The sequence below is a fragment of the Veillonella sp. KGMB01456 genome (genome assembly GCF_023051165.1).
GTDB lineage: Bacteria > Bacillota > Negativicutes > Veillonellales > Veillonellaceae > Veillonella_A.
Genome location: NZ_JALKIG010000004.1, coordinates 1 through 20,029 on the forward strand (window position 1 = coordinate 1; position 20,029 = coordinate 20,029).

The 20,029-nt window shown below is 44.3% G+C and carries 23 protein-coding genes; 3 read left to right on the top strand and 20 right to left on the bottom strand.

Annotation, left to right across the window (positions count from 1 at the left end; all coding sequences use genetic code 11):
- Nucleotides 1-156 precede the first annotated feature (156 nt).
- The 20 genes from secF to MXE28_RS01795 form a co-directional block, all read right to left on the bottom strand.
- Entirely contained in the window at nucleotides 157-1,059 is a 903-nt protein-coding gene (gene secF, locus MXE28_RS01700; RefSeq protein WP_021840944.1) for a protein translocase subunit SecF, read from the bottom strand.
- Entirely contained in the window at nucleotides 1,059-2,315 is a 1,257-nt protein-coding gene (gene secD / locus MXE28_RS01705; protein ID WP_021840943.1) for a protein translocase subunit SecD, read from the bottom strand. Before secD ends, secF begins: the two co-directional genes overlap by 1 nt.
- A gap of 101 nt (nucleotides 2,316-2,416) precedes the next feature.
- Complete coding sequence (locus MXE28_RS01710) at nucleotides 2,417-2,980, bottom strand: 5-formyltetrahydrofolate cyclo-ligase (RefSeq protein WP_247239742.1); 564 nt, start codon at nucleotides 2,978-2,980, stop codon at nucleotides 2,417-2,419.
- A 1-nt stretch (nucleotide 2,981) separates the two neighbouring features.
- A complete protein-coding gene (gene yajC / locus MXE28_RS01715; RefSeq protein WP_021840941.1) occupies nucleotides 2,982-3,263 on the bottom strand; it encodes a preprotein translocase subunit YajC in 282 nt (93 codons plus the stop codon).
- A gap of 51 nt (nucleotides 3,264-3,314) precedes the next feature.
- A complete protein-coding gene (gene tgt, locus MXE28_RS01720) occupies nucleotides 3,315-4,424 on the bottom strand; it encodes a tRNA guanosine(34) transglycosylase Tgt (protein ID WP_021840940.1) in 1,110 nt (369 codons plus the stop codon).
- A 127-nt stretch (nucleotides 4,425-4,551) separates the two neighbouring features.
- Nucleotides 4,552-5,574 carry a tRNA preQ1(34) S-adenosylmethionine ribosyltransferase-isomerase QueA gene (gene queA, locus MXE28_RS01725; protein ID WP_226974217.1) on the bottom strand — a complete coding sequence of 341 codons (1,023 nt, stop codon included), beginning with the start codon at nucleotides 5,572-5,574 and terminating at the stop codon, nucleotides 4,552-4,554.
- Between the two features lie 100 nt (nucleotides 5,575-5,674).
- The gene (locus tag MXE28_RS01730; RefSeq protein WP_226974203.1) at nucleotides 5,675-7,198 is read right to left on the bottom strand and encodes a SpoIID/LytB domain-containing protein; all 1,524 of its coding nucleotides are present in this window, start codon (nucleotides 7,196-7,198) and stop codon (nucleotides 5,675-5,677) included.
- Complete coding sequence (gene ruvB, locus MXE28_RS01735; protein WP_021840937.1) at nucleotides 7,195-8,244, bottom strand: Holliday junction branch migration DNA helicase RuvB; 1,050 nt, start codon at nucleotides 8,242-8,244, stop codon at nucleotides 7,195-7,197. Before ruvB ends, MXE28_RS01730 begins: the two co-directional genes overlap by 4 nt.
- A gap of 2 nt (nucleotides 8,245-8,246) precedes the next feature.
- A complete protein-coding gene (gene ruvA / locus MXE28_RS01740; RefSeq protein ID WP_021840936.1) occupies nucleotides 8,247-8,855 on the bottom strand; it encodes a Holliday junction branch migration protein RuvA in 609 nt (202 codons plus the stop codon).
- Between the two features lie 22 nt (nucleotides 8,856-8,877).
- A complete protein-coding gene (ruvC, locus tag MXE28_RS01745; RefSeq protein ID WP_021840935.1) occupies nucleotides 8,878-9,378 on the bottom strand; it encodes a crossover junction endodeoxyribonuclease RuvC in 501 nt (166 codons plus the stop codon).
- A gap of 164 nt (nucleotides 9,379-9,542) precedes the next feature.
- Nucleotides 9,543-10,268 carry a type 1 glutamine amidotransferase gene (locus tag MXE28_RS01750; protein WP_021840934.1) on the bottom strand — a complete coding sequence of 242 codons (726 nt, stop codon included), beginning with the start codon at nucleotides 10,266-10,268 and terminating at the stop codon, nucleotides 9,543-9,545.
- A 144-nt stretch (nucleotides 10,269-10,412) separates the two neighbouring features.
- Nucleotides 10,413-11,207 carry a tRNA (guanosine(37)-N1)-methyltransferase TrmD gene (gene trmD / locus MXE28_RS01755; RefSeq protein ID WP_021840933.1) on the bottom strand — a complete coding sequence of 265 codons (795 nt, stop codon included), beginning with the start codon at nucleotides 11,205-11,207 and terminating at the stop codon, nucleotides 10,413-10,415.
- Between the two features lie 57 nt (nucleotides 11,208-11,264).
- Complete coding sequence (rimM, locus tag MXE28_RS01760) at nucleotides 11,265-11,762, bottom strand: ribosome maturation factor RimM (RefSeq protein ID WP_021840932.1); 498 nt, start codon at nucleotides 11,760-11,762, stop codon at nucleotides 11,265-11,267.
- Nucleotides 11,762-12,169: a YlqD family protein gene (locus tag MXE28_RS01765; RefSeq protein ID WP_021840931.1), complete on the bottom strand. Its 408-nt coding sequence runs from the start codon at nucleotides 12,167-12,169 to the stop codon at nucleotides 11,762-11,764. The genes rimM and MXE28_RS01765 overlap by 1 nt, the downstream gene beginning before the upstream one ends.
- Before the next feature lie 13 nt (nucleotides 12,170-12,182).
- Nucleotides 12,183-12,410, bottom strand: coding sequence for a KH domain-containing protein (locus MXE28_RS01770; RefSeq protein WP_247239743.1), 228 nt, complete (start codon nucleotides 12,408-12,410; stop codon nucleotides 12,183-12,185).
- 21 nt (nucleotides 12,411-12,431) lie between these two features.
- Nucleotides 12,432-12,695, bottom strand: a complete 264-nt coding sequence (rpsP, locus tag MXE28_RS01775) for a 30S ribosomal protein S16 (protein ID WP_021840930.1) — start codon at nucleotides 12,693-12,695, stop codon at nucleotides 12,432-12,434.
- Between the two features lie 36 nt (nucleotides 12,696-12,731).
- A complete protein-coding gene (gene ffh / locus MXE28_RS01780) occupies nucleotides 12,732-14,090 on the bottom strand; it encodes a signal recognition particle protein (RefSeq protein WP_021840929.1) in 1,359 nt (452 codons plus the stop codon).
- Between the two features lies 1 nt (nucleotide 14,091).
- Nucleotides 14,092-14,442: a putative DNA-binding protein gene (locus tag MXE28_RS01785; RefSeq protein WP_021840928.1), complete on the bottom strand. Its 351-nt coding sequence runs from the start codon at nucleotides 14,440-14,442 to the stop codon at nucleotides 14,092-14,094.
- Nucleotides 14,443-15,009: 567 nt separating this feature from the next.
- Nucleotides 15,010-17,178, bottom strand: coding sequence for a heavy metal translocating P-type ATPase (locus tag MXE28_RS01790; RefSeq protein ID WP_247239744.1), 2,169 nt, complete (start codon nucleotides 17,176-17,178; stop codon nucleotides 15,010-15,012).
- 118 nt (nucleotides 17,179-17,296) lie between these two features.
- Nucleotides 17,297-17,566: a metal-sensitive transcriptional regulator gene (locus MXE28_RS01795; RefSeq protein WP_021840926.1), complete on the bottom strand. Its 270-nt coding sequence runs from the start codon at nucleotides 17,564-17,566 to the stop codon at nucleotides 17,297-17,299.
- Between the two features lie 312 nt (nucleotides 17,567-17,878).
- Here MXE28_RS01795 and MXE28_RS01800 point away from each other — a divergent pair, with 312 nt between their 5' ends.
- The 3 genes from MXE28_RS01800 (at nucleotide 17,879) to MXE28_RS01810 (ending at nucleotide 20,023) form a co-directional block, all read left to right on the top strand.
- Nucleotides 17,879-18,511 (top strand): YigZ family protein, encoded by a 633-nt coding sequence (locus MXE28_RS01800; protein ID WP_021840925.1) that lies wholly within the window; start codon nucleotides 17,879-17,881, stop codon nucleotides 18,509-18,511.
- Nucleotides 18,512-18,648: 137 nt separating this feature from the next.
- Complete coding sequence (locus MXE28_RS01805) at nucleotides 18,649-19,539, top strand: LysR family transcriptional regulator (protein ID WP_247239745.1); 891 nt, start codon at nucleotides 18,649-18,651, stop codon at nucleotides 19,537-19,539.
- A gap of 208 nt (nucleotides 19,540-19,747) precedes the next feature.
- Complete coding sequence (locus tag MXE28_RS01810) at nucleotides 19,748-20,023, top strand: thioredoxin (RefSeq protein WP_021840923.1); 276 nt, start codon at nucleotides 19,748-19,750, stop codon at nucleotides 20,021-20,023.
- The last annotated feature ends 6 nt before the right edge of the window (nucleotides 20,024-20,029 follow it).

Here is a 20,029-nt window from a genome sequence, read left to right on the forward strand (position 1 = left end):
TTTTTACCGACCCCCAGTTTAACTGGGGGTTTTGTCATGCCTATTCGGCGTACAATAAAACACAGTAGCCTCGAAAGACTACTGTGTTAATTATATTACTTATACGATTATACTACCGTTCGCATTATATAGCCACACTAATTTTATGTATTACCATTAATTAGCTTTAACGGCATTACGCATATCTTTTTTGTTGCTGCTCTTCCAAATAGCCCAAATAGAAGTAGCTACGCAAATGGAAGAGTACGCACCACTTACGAAACCGACAATCATACAGAGAGCGAAGTTTTTAGTTGTATCGCCACCGAAGAAGTAGAGTGAGCAACAAGCAAACAATACTGTTGTCAAAGTATAGCAACTGCGGTGAATACTTTGCGCAATACTTGCATTCGCCAAATCGGCAAATGTATCAGAACGTTTATGGGTATGCGTGTTTTCACGAATACGGTCGAAGATAACTACCGATTCATTCATGGAATAACCGATTACCGTCAAAATAGCGGCCAAGAAGGACGCATCGATTTCCAACTGGAAGAAGGAGAATACGCCAAGTACCATGATAAGGTCATGGAAAATAGCGGCTAATGACGAAAACGCGATACGGTATTCGAAACGGAAGGAAATATACGCTGCCAATACTAAGAAAGCAATGGCCAAGTTAATAAGCGCATGTTCCGTAACTTCCGAACCGATTACGGCCCCTACGGATTCCACACGTTTTACTTCATTTTGACCTACATTTTTATTTAAGCTTTCCACAACGGCTGCGCTTTCATTCGCATCGAGGTTACGGGTACGAATGATAACGTCCTTACCGGATGTTTCATTGCTTTCACCGGATAACTGAATGATAGCATTTTCCAAATTGAACTGTTTCAAATCTTCACGAACTTGCGCAACCTGTACAGGCTGATTAAATACTACTTCTACAATGGTACCACCGGTATAGTCGATACCGAAGTTAAAGCCGCGTACGAAGATAGACACAAGACTGGCAATAACCAAGAGAGAAGACAACGTGAACCACCAACGATGGTGTTTAATAACGTCAAAACGCATTATTTTTTGCCTCCTTTCTTGTAAAGCTCCATGGTCGCGGTTGGCGACACATTAGCACCATACCAGAATGGATGATTCGTCAAATTACATTCGATCAACATCCGCAATAAATAACGGCTTACAAATACGGCCGTAACCATACTGATAGCAACACCGAGACCGAGGGTGATAGCGAAACCGCGCACCGGACCGGAACCAAGCACAAACAAGATGGCTGCCGTAATCATAACGGACATGTTCGCATCCACGATAGTTGCAAGGGCACGCCGGAAACCGGATTCCATAGACATGCGCAAGGTTTTACCAACCTGAACTTCTTCTTTAAAGCGTTCGAAAATCAGGATATTCGCATCCACCGCGACGCCCATGGAGAGAATAATACCGGCGATCCCCGGCAGTGTTAAGGTAGCCTGCAAGAAATGCAATACGGCCAACAATAATAATACGTAAATGAGAAGCGCTGTAGTCGCTACGAAACCGGAGACACGGTACAATACCAACATAAACGCTACGATAAGACCGATACCTACGGCAAAGGCTGTTACCGACTTATCTTTGGAGTCCTGACCAAGTGTCGGACCTACGGTACGAACTTCCAATACATTAACTTTTACAGGCAACGCACCGGAACGAAGCAAAATCGCAAGGTTTTTAGCTTCATCTAAGGTCCTACTACCGGTGATTACGGCTTTACCGCCCGTAATCGGTTCGTTAACTACAGGGTTTGTTAATTGTTCTCCATCAAGATAAATCCCGATGTGACGACCCACATTCATAGTTGTCAAATCAGCGAATTTCTTAGCCCCTTCATCGGTAAACTCAATAGCTACCATGAATTGCTTATTCTGACCGATTTGTTCTTTCGCATCTTTTAAATCATTACCGGTTAAATGAACTGTGCCATTTTCATCCTTAAATTCCATAACCGCTGTTTTACCAATGGTTTTAATGGCTTGGTCCGGATCTTTAACACCCGGTAATTCGATAATGATACGTTTCTTACCTTCACGCTGAATTAATGGTTCAGCCAAACCCATTTCGTTGATACGACGTTCAAGAATCTGTCTGGCTCGTTCTACCGCATCATCAGTTACTTTGTTCTCGCCCGCATCTTCTGCTTCCAGAACGATGTGTGTACCACCTTGTAAGTCCAGACCTTGTTTAATCGATTGTGCCAAAGGCCCAATAAAATAAATAAAGGCTGCAAAGATCAAGGCAATAACTGCAAGAAATTTTGCCAGTGCCTTACCGTTCAAAAAAATTCCCCCTCCTTAAATCGCCAGGGCAGCCACTATTGCGCCAATAAATTGAAACGTAATAGCAGTGTAAAATGATTTCACATAATTAAGATACATAATTATTTAAATGTTAAAACGCGCTCGTCCGTAATTAACCCGGCGAGGCGTTTATCATGCGCTTCCATAGGAATCTCATCGGATACAACTTGGATGTCCCATGCAACGCCGATTAAGCGTTCTTTAGGGACTTTAGCCAAAAATCGGTCATAATAACCGGCCCCCATCCCCATACGGCCACCTTTGGTATCAAAAGCTACTCCGGGAACTAAAATTAAATCCAGTTCATTAGGCGCCGCCGTTTCATAAGGTTCATTAGGAATGCGTATATGAAGGACGCCTGTTTTCACATCATCAAGACGTGTTAACCGGGCTGCAATCATTTCGGTTTTAGATACGCAAACCGGCACAAAGACCGCTTTGCCCTCTGCCAAAGCCTGTGTAACCAGAGCATCGAGATTAGCCTCTTTCGGCATGGCCAAATAGGCCATTATGGAGTGAGCCTTTTTATATTCAGCTGATTCCATAATGTGTTTGCACAGTGCCTCGGCCCGCGTTTTGCATTCACTGTCAGACATGGCTTGGCGCCTTGCTTTAAAAGCAAGGCGCATTGTATGCTTATCCATATTATTTGTCATCTTTGCCAAGCACATGAGCTACGCTGGAACGAGCTAATTTGATTTCAACTTTTTCAGCGATTTGAAGCATAATTGCATCGTCAGTCAAAGCATTGATTGTACCGTAAATACCACCGATAGTCACAATTTTCTGACCTTTTTTCAAACTGTTCAAAAGTTCGTTACGAGCTTTCTGTTGCTTTTTCTGTGGACGATATAAAAGGAAATAGAAAATTACAACCATTAATAATATCGGCCAACCGGCTTGAAATAACTGTTCTAAATCTGCCACTGTCTGTTCACCTCCAAAAAAACATATATATCTTTCAACGTCTAGTGTCCCCTATTTTTTATAACCGGCCCAAAATTCATCACGAAAAGCCGGGAATCGGTCTTCCAAAATAGCGGCGCGCATTTGACGCATGAAATTCAATAAGAAATACAAATTATGATACGACACCAAACGGAAAGCCAAAATTTCTTCCGCCTTGTATAAATGTCGAATATAGGCACGAGAATAATTGCGGCAAGTATAGCACTGACAGCCTTCTTCCAACGGACCCCAATCATGAGCGTACGTAGCGTTTTTAATAACTACACGGCCATTATGAGTCATGGCCATACCGTTACGCGCCACACGCGTCGGGAATACGCAGTCAAACATGTCTACCCCGCGAGCCACACCTTCCACCAAACAGTCCGGTGTGCCAACGCCCATCAAATAACGAGCCTTATTAGTCGGTAATAATGGCGTTGTGTGATCCAAGATATCGTACATCAAATCATGCGGTTCCCCAACGGATAAACCGCCGATGCTGTAACCGTCAAAGTCCATAGCCACCAATTCTTTGGCACTACGGGTTCGTAAATCTTTATACATACCGCCCTGAACGATACCGAACATGCCTTGAGTCGGTGATGTGTGAGCCTTGCGGCAACGTTCCGCCCAACGAGTGGTACGTGCCGTAGAACGGTCCGCATAAGCATAATCAGCCGGATACGGAATACATTCATCAAAAGCCATAGCTATATCGGCACCTAATTGCTCCTGTACTTTAGTAGCAATTTCAGGTGATAAAAACTTCTTGGAACCATCGATGTGGGAACGGAAGGCTACCCCTTCTTCGGTAATTTTGCGCAAATCACCGAGACTGAATACCTGGAACCCGCCACTGTCGGTCAGGATACCGCCATCCCAATTCATAAAGCGATGTAAACCGCCCGCCTCTTCTACAAGGTCCGGACCGGGACGCAAGAACAAGTGATAAGTATTGCTCAAAATAATCTGAGCGCCCATCTCTTTTAATTCTTCCGGCGACATGGTTTTAACCGTTGCCTGTGTGCCTACCGGCATAAACATAGGTGTTTTAAATGTACCGTGCGGCGTATGTAAAAGCCCCGCCCGTGCACCGGTATGGGGACATTCTTTTTGTAATTCATAGGTAATAACCAAGCATATCCTCCTATCTAGTTGCAACCTGTCAAGTACATATTATAGCACAAAATATTTAACGAATAAACATAACATCGCGTTGCTTGACTGTTAACAATGAAGCGAAGTATGTTGTGTCGCCAATCTGTTAGCGAATAAACATGGCGTCGCCAAAGCTGAAGAAGCGATACCGTTCCTTAACCGCTTCTTTATAAGCAGCTAAGCAATGCTCTCTGCCCGCCAACGCACTGATGAGCATGAGTAACGTTGATTGAGGAAGATGAAAATTCGTTATAAGCGCATCAACCATCTTATATTCATAACCGGGATAGATAAAAATCTGCGTCCAATCGTGACCGGCCTGAAGAACGCCATCCTTCGTGGCCGATTCCAAGGTGCGCACCGAAGTAGTACCTACAGCTACGATACGCTTACCGGCCGCTTTGGCGTCGTTAATAATTTTCGCCGTTTCCGCCGTTACCACATAGTATTCACTGTGCATTTCATGGTCTTCAATCGTTTCTTCCGATACGGGACGGAACGTACCAAGCCCTACGTGAAGGGTTACAAAGGCCAAAGTAACGCCTTTGGCTTTTAAGCGTTCCAATAATTCCGGCGTAAAATGAAGCCCCGCCGTAGGTGCGGCGGCCGACCCTTTTTCACGAGCATACACCGTCTGATAACGGTCTTTATCTTCTAATTTTTCGTGGATATATGGCGGCAACGGCATTTCGCCGATTTCCTGAATGATATCGTCGAAAACACCCTGTGCCGTAAATTCAATGATACGACCGCCAAAGCTTGTTTTATCCAATACTTTACCGGTCAAGCGGTCATCGAATACCAATTCCTGACCAATCGGGCATTTTTTACCCGGTTTGACCAAGCATTCCCATTTATTTTCACCACAAGGCGTGAGGAGCAATACTTCTACTTTGCCGCCACTGCCCCGGCGATGACCGTATAAACGAGCGGGAATTACCTTCGTATCGTTAAAGACCAACACATCATTGTCGGATAATTCATCAATGATGTCATAAAAATGATCCTTGTGAGCCACTTCACCGGTCACCTTATCAAGGAGCATAAGACGCGATGTATCACGCGGTTCCACCGGATGCTGAGCAATCAGTTCTTCCTGCAATTCATAATCAAAATCTGTTACCTTCATGGTAAAACTTCCTTCTTTCAAACTGTAGTTAATACGTTTTTTGAGATTACGCATATTTCCCATCTATCAGGCTTAGCTATGCATACCTATGCGAGATAAATTAATACGCTTTATCTATGGTCACACCCGTATAATAGTGCGTTAAAATCGTTTTGTAATAATCCTTAGCCGACGTAGGTGCTTTCGCCGCCATAGCCGCTGCCCCCCACTGGGACAGGCCTAAACCATGGCCCCAGCCATAACCGCGAATCGAAACGGTATCAGTTGCCTTTTTAAACGTGTGATAAGCTTTTGGATTTTTAAAACTATCCGCCGTAGACGGCACTTTCACGTTTACGTAGAAATCAAACAAGGTGGATTTCAAGCCGAATATTTTCATAATCGTCTCGCCCGTCAAAGTAAGCGTCTTTTTATTACCTACAAAATCCGCCGTCATAACTCGACCGGACACGCCGCGATCTTTAAACTTCATAGGACGCTGGCGCAAGGTACTGAGTTTAATTTCTTTAAGGGTGCCCACATCTTTACCGGCTACACGCAACTTCGCTTCCATTTCGGCCCGCGTAAGTTTAACGGTCCAGGCAAAGCTGTCGCCGCTTTGCTTGTAATCGGCATAATCCTTAACGCCGCGCAAATACGGCACATTACTGCCCCACACGTTTTCACTGTTTTCCGTGTAACCACCCGCATTGGAGTGGAACAAGGCTTCAATAGGCTGTCCTTTATACTGCACCACCATGCCTTTGGTATCATCCACGGCTTTCGTAGTGCTGTTAAATTCCGCTGCCTGACCGTTATAGACCTGATGATTCGTGGTCGGCTGCACATCGTAAGCTTTGGCAGCACTTTGTTTCATATTGTATAAAGCATAGGTGCGCGCTGCGACGGCCTGTGCTTTCAAAGCTTCTTGAGGCCAGCTTGGCGATACTTCTGCCGGTACCACGCCATACAAATACTCTTCAATAGAAACTTCATTAATGAGCATCATGCCGCCTGACGAAGTGGGCACAATTTTAATGGCGCCGCGATACGGTTTACTATCCAGCAAAATAGTGCCTTCTACATTGCCTTGCCACGATTTAATATAGGCAGAACCGTCTACAGTTTTGCCGTTTACCGTCACTTTATTATTTTTAACGCCGATTGTTACTGTGTCCGTAGCGGCAAACTTGGCAAATGGTGATTTATTACTCGTATACACTGCCAACTGGCCGCTACCGGCTACGGGCCAAGTACTGCTGCGCGTCGCCAATAAAACGCGAATGGCCGGAATATTAGCTTGCTGTGGCGTATTAAAGGCCGGCACTTTCGTAAACTTAGAGTTTGAAGCGGTAGCACTGTTTTTTGTATCAGTAGCTTTTGCAGCACTCTTACTTTCCGACTTCGTAGTAATCGTGGTAGTTTTCGTCGTAGTTACCGTATGGGTATCTTTATTCGCCTTCGTTACCACCGTTGTCGTCGATTTAGTTTCTTTTACCGGTGTTTTAATCGTCGTAGTCGTCGTTGTCGACTCAGACCCTTCTTTAGTGACCGTCACACTGGCCCCCCAAACGGGCACAACCGATGTCATCAAACAGCTTAAAACGGCTGCCAAAATTACACGATTTACTGCTCTCAATCTCATAAATCCCCCTGACTAGATGCATTAACATTCGGATTCGTAATACCCAAATGGTCGTAAGCCAACTGCGTCGCCATACGCCCACGACTAGTGCGAATCAAAAAGCCCAATTGCATCAAATACGGTTCATACACATCTTCGATGGTATCGCGCTCTTCACTGGTAGCCGCCGCAATCGTATCGATGCCGACAGGGCCACCGTTAAATTTCTCAATAATTGTTTTTAAAATTACCCGGTCTACCCGATCGAGTCCCAATTGGTCAATGTCTAAACGCTGCAAGGCATCATCGGCAATGATATTGGTAATTTCACCGTCACCCAGTACTTGCGCCACATCGCGGACGCGCTTCAACAAGCGGTTCGCAATACGCGGGGTTCCCCGGGAACGACGGGCAATTTCAGCGGCTCCGGTATCGGTAATCTTTGTATTCAATACTTCCGCCGCCCGTTTTACGATGAATTCCAACTCATCCTGCTTGTAATATTCCAAATGATTGATAATACCGAAACGATCACGTAACGGTCCCGAAAGAGCACCAGCCTTAGTGGTAGCGCCGACTAAGGTAAACGGTCTTAAATCGATGCGCACCGAACGAGCGCTCGGTCCCTTCCCGACTATAATATCCAAAGAATAATCTTCCATAGCAGAATACAACACTTCTTCTACCGTACGGGATAAACGATGTATTTCATCGATGAATAATACATCATGGTCCTGTAAATTACTGAGGAGCGCCGCCAAATCGCCGGAACGTTCAATGGCCGGTCCGGATGTAATGCGGAAGTTTACGCCCATTTCATTAGCAATAATGCCGGCCAAGGTAGTTTTTCCAAGCCCCGGCGGTCCGTATAGCAAAACATGGTCAAGCGCTTCTTTACGTTCTTTCGCCGCTTGAATATATACTTTTAAATTATTTTTTACATCCGTTTGGCCGATGTATTCGTGCAAATAGCGCGGTCGCAAAGAGAACTGCCAAGTGTCGCCACTTTGTTCTTCTTTACCCACCACGCGGCTTTGACTGTCAACCACACGTATTTCTTCTTTCATGACTACCTACCCTTTCCCAATTCAGATAATACGTCGCGTATCAATGTCGCCACATCTCGCTCACCATTATCCAATTGAGTGAGTATATCAACAAATTCCGATTCCCGATAGCCCAAGGCCATTAATGCGTCCGCCGCCTCACCGGCAATGCCGGTTTGCGCAACATGTACCGCCGTATCAAGAGCCGCCTGAGGGGCCGGTGCCGTCGTAAATTTACCGATTTTATCTTTTAATTCGAGCACCAAACGCTCGGCCGATTTTTTACCGATACCGGGAAGCTTCGTAAGTGTTCCCAATTCGCCATTCATAATGGCCACTTTGATACCATCCACGGACAGCCCGGACAAAATACCGAGCCCCACTTTTGGCCCGATACCGGATACGGAAATCAGCAAAGTAAAAAGATCATATTCGTCTTGTGTAGCAAATCCATAGAGCTGAATCGCATCTTCGCGAACACTCATATGGGTATATAATAATGCTTCTTGTCCTTCTATTAACGCATCGCGGGTGGTTCCGGAAATATATACGCGATAACCTACACCATGCACATCAATAAAACAGGAGCCTTGAAAAATCTGATTAATGATACCACGAAGAAAACCTATCATGAACTACTGCCTCCTACAAAATCTATAACTGCAAACGGCGCCGTAAGTCATCGCCATGGGAGCTGTGAGCAGTACAAATGGCAATGGCCAAGGCATCGGCCGTATCATCGGGCTTAATTTTCTCACGAATTCCGAGCATATTCATAGTCATATAAATAACCTGCTCTTTAGTTGCACGACCATAGCCTACTACGGCCTGCTTAACCTGTAGCGGCGTATACTCATAAATAGGGATGCGCCGTTGGCTGGCGGCCAACAAAATGACGCCCCTCGCCTGTCCTACGGCAATGGCAGTCGTTACATTGCGATTAAAAAACAATTGTTCTACGCCAAATTTATCGGGCCGGTATTCTTCCAAAATATCACTTAAATCATTGAATAATATTTCAAGCCGCATGGCATCCGTGTCCTGCGGCGTGGTTGTAATACAGCCGTAAGCAACGGGTTGCAACCGACTGCCGTCCACGTCGATAATGCCATAACCGCAAATAGCGGTGCCCGGGTCTATACCTATAATTCGCATAATAATCTCCTTCTAAAACTATTTATCTTTTTATTATAGCATTTATAGAACTATAGACCAAACAGATTAGCGAATTAATCACAGTCTATGAGTCATCTTCACTATCGTTCAAGCCCGCTATTATTAAAATAAGTCCGTTATGATTAGAAGTAAGTTTTCCTGTATTACATGCGTTCCTTAACTTTTGACACAAACGCTTCAAAAAGAGCATACATATCTTCGTGTTCACGCCACATATTTTCAGGATGCCACTGTACGCCCACTACGGACGCATCATTGTTTTCAATGCCTTCCACAATGCCGTCGAGACTGGTAGCCGTTACTTTCAATGAAGGAGCAACCTCACGAATCGCCTGATGATGGCGGGAATTGACCAAAGTATTTAACCCTAACACAGCATGTAAAAAGCTGTCCTTGGCCACGGTTATACTGTGAGTAGGATAGCCGCCGGGCGCTTTTTGGGAATGCTTAATATACGAATTCGGGCACTGCGTTTTGATGTCCTGATACAAATCACCGCCTAATGCTACGTTGATGATTTGTGCCCCTTTACAGATACCCAAGATAGGTTTACGCACCTTAACGGTAGCCTGAATCAATTCACGCTCAAACACATCCCGTTTATAATTCACCATACCGATTTCACGACGCGGTTCTTCACCGAATAAATGAGGATCTACATCGGGGCCGCCATGAACAATAAGACCATCATATAATTCAAAATAGTCTTCGCCGATGGCATTCGGTACATCCGGTAAAATAAACGGAATACATCCCAATGCACTGAGCACTTCTACCAGCTCACGAGATACATACGGTGCTCGTTGTAAATTGGTGCTGTTCGTAGCATCCATATAAGTATCGGCCGTAATTGCAATGCGTGGTTTCATAGCAGTCCCTCATTTCTAAAAACGTAAACTTCGGGCAAACAGGTAAATCAAGTCGGCTTAGCTGTAAGCGCCTTTAAAGCCTGCCGTCCGTCAAACTATCATTACATACATTATACAAAAAAGGCCTATGAAATTTCCACCTGTTTATGGTTTCCATAGACCTTGTTTTTCCAATTCTTTAATGGCCCGTTTTTCATCATCTGTAAGTTCGCGTTCCAATAAATCCGGACGCAAACGGCGAGTACGCAATAAGGCCTGCTGTAAGCGCCATGTGGCTATGTTTTTGTGATGACCGCTGCGCAATACTTCCGGAACCTCCCAGTCTCGAAAAACCGGTGGTTTGGTGTACTGCGGCCCTTCCAAAATAGGCCTGTAGAAGGAATCTTCAATCGCCCCCGAAGCAGCCCCCAGAACGCCCGGAATCATGCGCGCAACCGCATCAGCCACAACCATGGCCGGCAGTTCACCGCCGGTAAGCACAAAGTCACCGATGGAAATCGTTTCATCGATTAAATGCTCTTCCACGCGATAATCGACGCCTTCATAATGACCGCAAATAAGCACCAACTGGTCGTAAGTCGCCAATTCTCGTGCCTTGGCCTGATTAAAAGTACTGCCCGTAGGACCTAAGAAAATGACCCGTTTTCGCAGCTCTGGAGCAGGTTCGTTCGCTTCAGCTGATTCTGGTGCATCAACCTGTTCCGCTGTTTTTGCCAATACATGCTCCACAGCTTCAAAAATGGGTGGCGCCATCATGAGCATCCCGGCCCCGCCCCCATAGGGTGTATCATCCACTTGATTATGCTTATTGTGAGCAAAATCACGGGGATTCGTTACTTCCATAGTAAGGCGCTCGGCAGTCATAGCTCGCTTAATAATAGAATGGTCAAAAAAAGCAGCAAAGAACTCAGGGAATAAAGAAATAATGTCAATTCTCATAGTATCACATTATCCTTTCCGGCCTAAAGGCCTTTCACCTAAGTCTCGGCTGCTCTATTAAATCCATTCCGGCGGATCGGCAATAATCTTACCGCCTTCAACATCAATATCTAAAATTACATGTTCCAACACAGGTAATAATAAATCAGGCTGACCTTCCTGTTTGACTACATACACATCATTGGCGCCCGGTTGCAATACATCAGACACGGTACCCAGTACATGGCCCTTTGTATCTTCCACGGTTAAACCGATGATATCAAAAATGTAGTAACGGCCTTCCGGCAATTCCACCAACTGGTCGCGAGGAACTTGAATTTCCTTGCGAGCCATCAATTCGGCAGCATTACGATCCGGCACTTCTTTAAAAGTCGCCAAAATAAATTGTTTATGATAACGAGCGGATGTGATGTGGTATTCTTTACCATCAATGTAGCAGGCATCCATCGTCAAAAACCGATCGGGAAAATCGGTCTGCGGCATTATACGAAGATCACCCCGCACACCGTGCGGGGCAACAATAACGCCTATGGTAATCAGCTCATTCCGATCCATTATTTACGGAAAGCGACAATTTTGCCGTCTTCGAGCAAAATTTCAGAACCCATTAAAGCGTCGAGGTCATCCCCAACTTTAACCGTAATGGTCTGTTCCATAGTGCCCTGACTAATTTCAGAACCAAGTTCAAGCTTTTCCGCATCCTTTAATTTGGCTGCTACGTCCGCCTTAAAGTTTAAACGTTTTTGCTTTTCTTCTTCAATCTGCTGACGTAATTGAATAAGACCTTGCGCATCGATTTTAGCTTGTTCACTGAGTAAACGTTTAGCTTGGAATTCGATTTGCTGTAAGTCCTGTTCAACAAGATCCAAACGCTGCTGAAGATCGGCAATAAGCTTAGCTTTGAGCCCTTCTGTAACTTTCGATTTGATAGCTACAGGAACACGTACTGTCATTTCTTCCATGTTTTCTCACCCTTTAGACAATATCAACGGATATTTTTTTGTTTTCTTTAATAGCTGCTGCTTTTGCGACAGCTCGGATTGCTTTAGCAATTCTGCCCTGCTTTCCAATAACCTTACCCATGTCTTCCGGTGCCACGTGAACTTCATAGACTTCCACATCACCTTTTACGGTCACGGTAACAGAAACGGCTTCAGGCTGCTTAACCAATGACTTCGCAATTGATGTAATTAATTCTTTCATCACAGTATGCCTCTCTATGAATTACTTCTTAGCATCAGCAAATTTCTGCATAACACCGTGCTGTTTGAAAAGGGAACGAACAGTGTCGGTTGGTTGTGCACCATTACCTAACCAAGTCAAAGCTTTTTCTTCATCAATGTTGATAACAGCCGGGGACTTAGTAGCGTCGTACTGACCGATAGTGTCTACCGGACGACCTTCACGAGGAGCACGGGAATCGGCTACAACGATACGATAGAATGGAGCTTTTTTAGCGCCCAAGCGAGTTAAACGAATTTTTAACATGTATATTTCACCTCCTTGTAAGAATATCTTCTATGATCAACCCATAAACGGTAAGTTTGGCAGTTTAGGTAACATACCTTTTTTACCTTTACGCATAGATCCCATTTTTTTCATCATCTTCTGAGCTTCTTCAAACTGCTTGATTAAACGGTTTACATCCTGCACACGAGTGCCGGAGCCCATAGCGATGCGTTTACGGCGAGAGCCGTTCAATATTTTAGGATTCGTCTTTTCTTGAGGCGTCATCGATTGGATAATCGCTTCAATACGACGAATTTCTTTACTATCTAAATCTATATCTTTTAATTGATCTTTAACTTTGCCCATGCCGGGAATCAATCCCAATAAATCTTGGAATTTACCCATTTTGCGAACTTGGTTCATTTGCTTCAAGAAATCATCAAGCGTGAATTCGTTACGCCGCATTTTATCGGCCAATTCTTTCGCTTCTTCCTCATTTACCAGTTCCTTGGTTCTATCAATCAAAGCCCCCAAGTCACCGAGGTCGAGGATTCGAGAAGCCATGCCTTCCGGCCTGAATTCTTCGAGACCATCCATCTTTTCACTGGTACCCATAAATTTAATAGGGCGACCGGTTACGGATTTAATGGATAAGGCGGCCCCGCCTTTGGCGTCACCATCAAGCTTAGTCATAACTACGCCATCGATACCGAGGCGCTCGTTAAACGTCTTCGCCGTCTGTACCGCATCCTGACCGATCATGGCATCCACAACGAGGAGAATTTCATGAGGTCGTACGGACTGTTTGATGTTGACTAATTCCGTCATGAGGACTTCGTCAATGGCCAAACGACCGGCCGTATCGATGATTACTACATCTTTAAGCATGGATGTGCTCGCCGCGATGGCGTCACGAGCAATATTTACAGGATTGGCACCCGGCGTTTCATCGGCAAACACGGGAATATCTATCTGTTTACCAACCACCTGCAACTGCTTAATAGCGGCCGGACGATATACGTCGGCAGCTACCAACATTGGATGCTTACCTTTCTTACGTAAGTAAACGGCTAATTTACCGGCCGTTGTCGTTTTACCGGCCCCTTGCAAACCAACCAGCATAATTACTGTCGGCGGTTTGGAGGAAATGGTAATCCCACTCTGTACGCCACCCAACAGGTCGGTTAATTCGTCTTTAACGATTTTAATAACCGTCTGTACCGGATTCAAGTTCCCGTAGATTTCCTGGCCGATGGCTTTTTCTTTAATGTTATTGATAAAATCTTTAACAACGCCTAAGTTTACGTCCGCTTCAATCATGGCTAAGCGCACTTGACGCAGGGCTTGCTTCAGATCATCTTCTTCAATTTTGCCTTTACCTTTTAGGGATTTCAAAGCCTCTTCCAGTTTTTGGGTTAAATTCTCAAAAGCCATCCTACCCCTCCATCTGTGCAACTAATTGATATAATATATTGGTGGAAGTGCGGAACTCATCCCGGCCCACACTTGCTTTCAATCTGTCTAATTCACTACGCATGGCGCTCATCAAACGTTCTCGCTCTTCATACTGAGCCACCAAGTGCAACTTGCTTTCATACATTTCCAATAATTGTCTGGCCCTTTGCATATTGTCATATACAGCCTGGCGCGATACGCCCATTTCCTCGGCAATCTCCGCCAAAGACATGTCATCTTCATGATGCAGAACCAAACATTGGCGCTGACGCTCCGTCAAAAGAGCGCCATAGAAGTCTAACAGCAAGCTAATCAAAACTCTTTCTTCCATGTCAACTCACTCCTTCACGGTGTCAAGCTAAAAAACTTTACACGTTATTCTAACAGAGTTAATATGCCCTGTCAAGGTTTTTTCCTTAACAAGTGAAATAAACAGAAAAACACCACGATGCTCGCTTCATCGTGGTGCTTTTCTTTCTCGGTAGTGAATATTGAATTTTTATCTCTATTAGCGTACAGTTTGCAGCGCTCGCTAATACGGAGATTAGAAAATCGACTGAAAAACTGCTCGCTTCAGTCCCCCAGCTTCGTTCTCTACAGATAGTATATACCTCCCTCTCCATTTAGTAAAATTGCCTCTTTTTATATCTGTTATTACGAAAAGTAATAAAGTCTTTAATTAAGTAGAACCTTAATCTATATTGATAAATGCCGTTGTTTCAGACTTGTTATCTTCTTTTATGTTAACTGAATACAAAAATACAAAGTTAACCAATAATGAAAAATCGAGGTTAATTAAGATTAACCTCGATTTACGGAATTCACTTTAACTTGTCTTATTTAATTTTGCTTTTTACTGCGCCTTACTTTGAACCGCCTAAATCAGTGCTACCGATTATCAGTCAAGTTTAGCTCGTTTCAAGCGAAGCGCATTCGTAACAACCGTAACGGAACTGAAAGCCATGGCCGTACCGGCTACGATTGGTGTTAACATACCGATGGCAGCCAATGGAATACCTAGACTGTTAAAAATAAGCGCCCAGAAGAGGTTCTGACGAATATTCGTCATTGTCTTACGGCTTAAGGTTACGGCCTGAACCAAGGTGTTCAAATCATTACGAACAAGTACGATGTCGGCCGCTTCAACGGCAATATCCGTACCGTTACCGATGGCAAAACCGATATCAGCCAAAGTCAAGGCCGGTGCGTCATTGATACCGTCACCAACCATGCCCACAACTTTACCGGATTTACGCAATTCATCAATCTTACCGGCTTTATCCTGAGGCAACACTTCCGCCATAACATGGGTAATCCCCACTTTGTCGGCTATGTATTGAGCGGTACGACGATTATCACCGGTAAGCATCCAAACTTCAATGCCGCGGTTCTGTAATGTCTTAATCACTTCCGGTACTTCCGGACGAACTTCATCTTCTACAGCCCATAAAGCTCTGATTTCACCGCCAACGGCTAAGAGCGATACGGAAGCGCCTCGTTCTTCTTCGGCGAGAACGGCTTTTTCAATCGTTTCATTCATATACCCTAAGGACTGCATCCAGCGGCTGTGACCTAATTGAACCATCTGATTAGCTACGACAGCTTCAAGACCATGACCGGGCACTTCTTTAAAACCGGTAACATTCGGTAATACACCGTTACCCAATTCAGTAGTACCATACGCTGCCATAGCTTTGGCGATTGGGTGAGTTGTCAAACTTTCGATAGCGGTCATAATACCGGTGTTTACTTTTTCATCACCGGCGAAGTTAACAGTTTTACTTACCATCAAGGTACCTTTAGTGATAGTACCGGTTTTATCCAATACGATGGCATTTAATTTGCCGGCTCGTTCAAGGAATTCGGCACTCTTAATCAAAATACCGTGTTCAGCACCCAAACCGGAGCCTACCATGATAGAGGTTGGGGTCGCTAAACCTAAGGCACAAGGACAGGCGATAACCAATACGGCCGTACCGTGCATGAGAGCTACGCCCCAAGTTGAATCAAAACCGAAATACCATACGAGAGATGTTAATACGGCTAGGGCAATAACGGTCGGTACGAAATAAGCAGCAACCACATCGGCTACACGCTGAATGGACGCTTTGGAGGTTTGCGCAGCTTCTACAACTTTAATAATCTGCGACAACATAGTGTCGGAACCGATTTTTTCGGCGCGCATGGTGAAAACACCGGTTTCGTTAACGGTAGCACCGATAACCTTGCTGTCTACGGATTTTTCAACCGGCAAACTTTCCCCGGTCAACATGGATTCGTTAACCGCCGATTGACCTTCAATCACAACACCGTCAACCGGAACTTTTTCACCGGCACGAACTTGAAGAATATCGCCAACCTGAACTTCGGCAGTTGGAATATCTACCCACTGACCGTCACGCTGCACGTGAGAAATACTTGGTGTTAAGCCCATCAATTTTTCAAGCGCTTCGGACGTACGACCTTTGGCTACTTCTTCAAGGACCTTACCTAATAAGATGAAGGTAATGAGCCATGCGGACGTTTCAAAATACATGTCGTGGCTGCCTACATACATATTGTAAATACTAAATAAGTAAGCTACCGAAGTACCTAACGCAACCAATACATCCATGGTCAAGGAACCGCTCTTAATAGCGCTCCAAGCACCTTGGTAGAACACGAGGCCCGGACCGAACTGAGCAACCGTAGCCAATACCAATTCTACCCAATGAGGCAACATAGGCCAGCCGAATAAATGGTTACCCATCATGCTGACCATCATCGGAATAGCCATAACGGCAGCAATAATCATACGATATAATTGAGCTTTGTAATTAACTTTTTCAAGTTTCTGAACCCCTTCTTCAGCGAGGGTAGCACCAAAACCGATACCCGTAATAGCTTTAATTACGTCATCAGGGGTTACCTTGCTGTCATCCGTATAGGTAACACTGCCTTTACGGGTTAAGAGGTTAACCTTTACATCAGCTACGCCATCCATGCGACTGACGACTTTTTCAACACGACCGACACAGGCGGCACAGTGCATGCCGGTGATGTCGAATTCATTACTTTTTTGACTCATATATAACACATCCTTTTAACTCTACTGTATTGCAATTAATTTCGCTAATTCAAACGAATCATAACGCATTGTTTATTTCAATAAATGATACACAACTTAGTGTCAATTAATGAATTTATTACTTATGGAGTGATTTATAAACACCCATCAATTCCGTAATGGCATCATCTTCCTTGCCGCTTTTAATGGCATCCACTACGCATGAGCGAGAATGACTTTCTAACATTAGAAGGCCAACTTGATATAAAGCCGCTCTTACGGCACCTATTTGCTGTAACACTTCTACACAATAACGATGATCGTCAATCATCTTTTCGATGCCTTCTACCTGACCTTTGATACGGCGCAGGCGACGAGTTAATTTCTCTGTTTCCATATCTGTAAGCATCTTACTTCCTCCTTACTCTATCTTAACAACAGCTTAAAACTGCTGTAAAAACGAAAAGCATCGGGGATTTTCATCTCCTTCTCGATACCCCTATGGGGTATCTCATCTGTATATTATGTTATACCTTCACCCCCAAAAGGTCAACAAGGGGGTATTGTGCAATTGTAAAAAATTACGTATCATAAAATACATAAAACACAGTAGCTATACTTAGCTTTATACATGGTCTTTAGGCCATTATTCGCATTTAAAATTTCCGATTTGATAAATACTATCATCCAAAATTAAAAACATTTTTACAGGGGGGTATATATGAAATCCTATATTACGGTTGCCAAAGAGCATCGTATTGAATATATTGTAGAAAAATCCCGCTTTATCGCCACCGCGATTCCCTGCGAAACGGAAGAAGAAGCGCAGGCCGGTATCGCCCGCATCAACAAGGAGTTTTGGGACGCCACGCATAATTGTACGGCTTACGCCTTAGGCCCCGGCCAAGAACAACAACGCTCCTCAGATAATGGTGAACCGTCCGGCACGGCGGGTAAACCGATGCTGGAAGTTTTGAAAAAGACGGGCATCACCAATACCTTAATTGTAGTCACCCGCTATTTCGGCGGTATCAAACTGGGCGCCGGCGGACTCATCAGAGCCTATTCCCACAGTGCGGCGGAAGTCATTCACGATGCACCGAAAACACTCTACGCACCGCGCCAAATTGTAGCCCTTACCATCGATTACAGCTATTACGGCGCTATCGAACGGTTTTTACAAGAGCAGGGCTATCACTACGAGTCAGAATTTGCCGAACAGGTACGCCTTTTAATCTATGTGGATCCGGCTGATATAAATACGTTGGCAACTACCATGACTAACCTAACTAACGGTCAACAGACGTGGGAGCCGTTGGAAGAAAAAATGGTAGCCCTCCCCTACAACGATTAATCTGCGATTCGTTTATACCCCATGGGGTACTGACAAAACTCTCGTACCATAGTACAATATAAAGTAAACATATAGTAAAGTAGTACGCCCAAAACTACATGTCATGACAATCCGACTAAAACAAAGGGAGGATTCTCATGGACACATCATATTATTACAACTTCATTATCTTGGTACAAACAGGCAATATGACTCAGGCAGCCAACATCTTACACATCACACAACCGGCCCTGAGCAAACAGCTTAAATATTTGGAAGCCGAATTCGGTACGCCCCTCCTGCATATAAAACGCGGTCAACGAGGGGGTAATTTTCGTCTCACCGAAGCAGGTCGCATTTTCTATGAAAAAGCCCAACAATTATGTGCGATTGAAGAGGCGACCTACGAAGATGTAAAACGCTTAAACTCTGCGGTGGAAGGGACACTCCGCATCAGCTCATCCGCCTCGCGCTCAACGGGGCTGATACAGCAATATTTACATGCTTTTTCACAAAAATATCCTTCCGTGCACTACGAAATTTACGAAGGTCTCATGAGCGATGTTACGGAATCATTATTAAACGGACGCACCGAAATCGGTCTTTGCAATTCCCAAATGGTGGACACCAGCCGCTTCGATATTCTTTTTACCCAGCCGGAGTCACTCTATGCCGTATTTCGGAATGACGTATTCTGGAGCAGTCAGGAAAAAGACAGCCTCACGTGGGAGGAAATCGCCCGTTGCCCCCTCAGCCTATCCGGCGGATCGGTGCGCATGCTTATGCAAAGTGCGAGTCGCCTCTTTAACAACTTAAACGTTGTCTCTGTAACGACTACCAAGAGCTCCGCCATCGAATGGGCGCAGCTTGGCCGATCGGTCGCCATTATTCCCATGGATTCACAAGAAAAAGTACATGGTCGCAAAATGTCGCGCATTCGGTTACCCGAGTTGTCCACCGGTTTTCACAAGAGCTTTATCGTAGTCAAAGGCCATACGCCTTCTTTGGTAAGCAAGCAATTCTTGGAATTCTACCAAGGAACGATGTAATCGTAGGACTCTATTAAAAGATACTATTTAGGGATAATGTAATTATAGATTTCTATCAAGAGATTATGTAATTGTAAATCCTATAATTCTTGATATTTCTATATTTATAAAATTGAATATTGTATGATTTTGTGATACACTAAGGGTAGTGGTACGATAACCACTCCCTTTTTTGTTTCTATTATTAATACGAAAAGGACAGATAACTATGAAAGAAATTTTAGGATTCCATTTAAATGGTTGCCCTTATTGCAAAAACGCATTCAAAGCCATCGACGAATTAAAAGCTGAAAATCCACAATACAAAGATATTAAAATTAATTGGGTAGAAGATCAGGATGCTCACGAATTATTCAAAACTCATCCGTACGAATACTATCCAAATCTTTGGTTCGACTTGGATAAACAGTATGAAGCTCAACCGGGCGAATCTTACGACGAAACTAAACGCTTAATTAAAGCTGTTTTTGACAAAGCTTTATAATTCTAA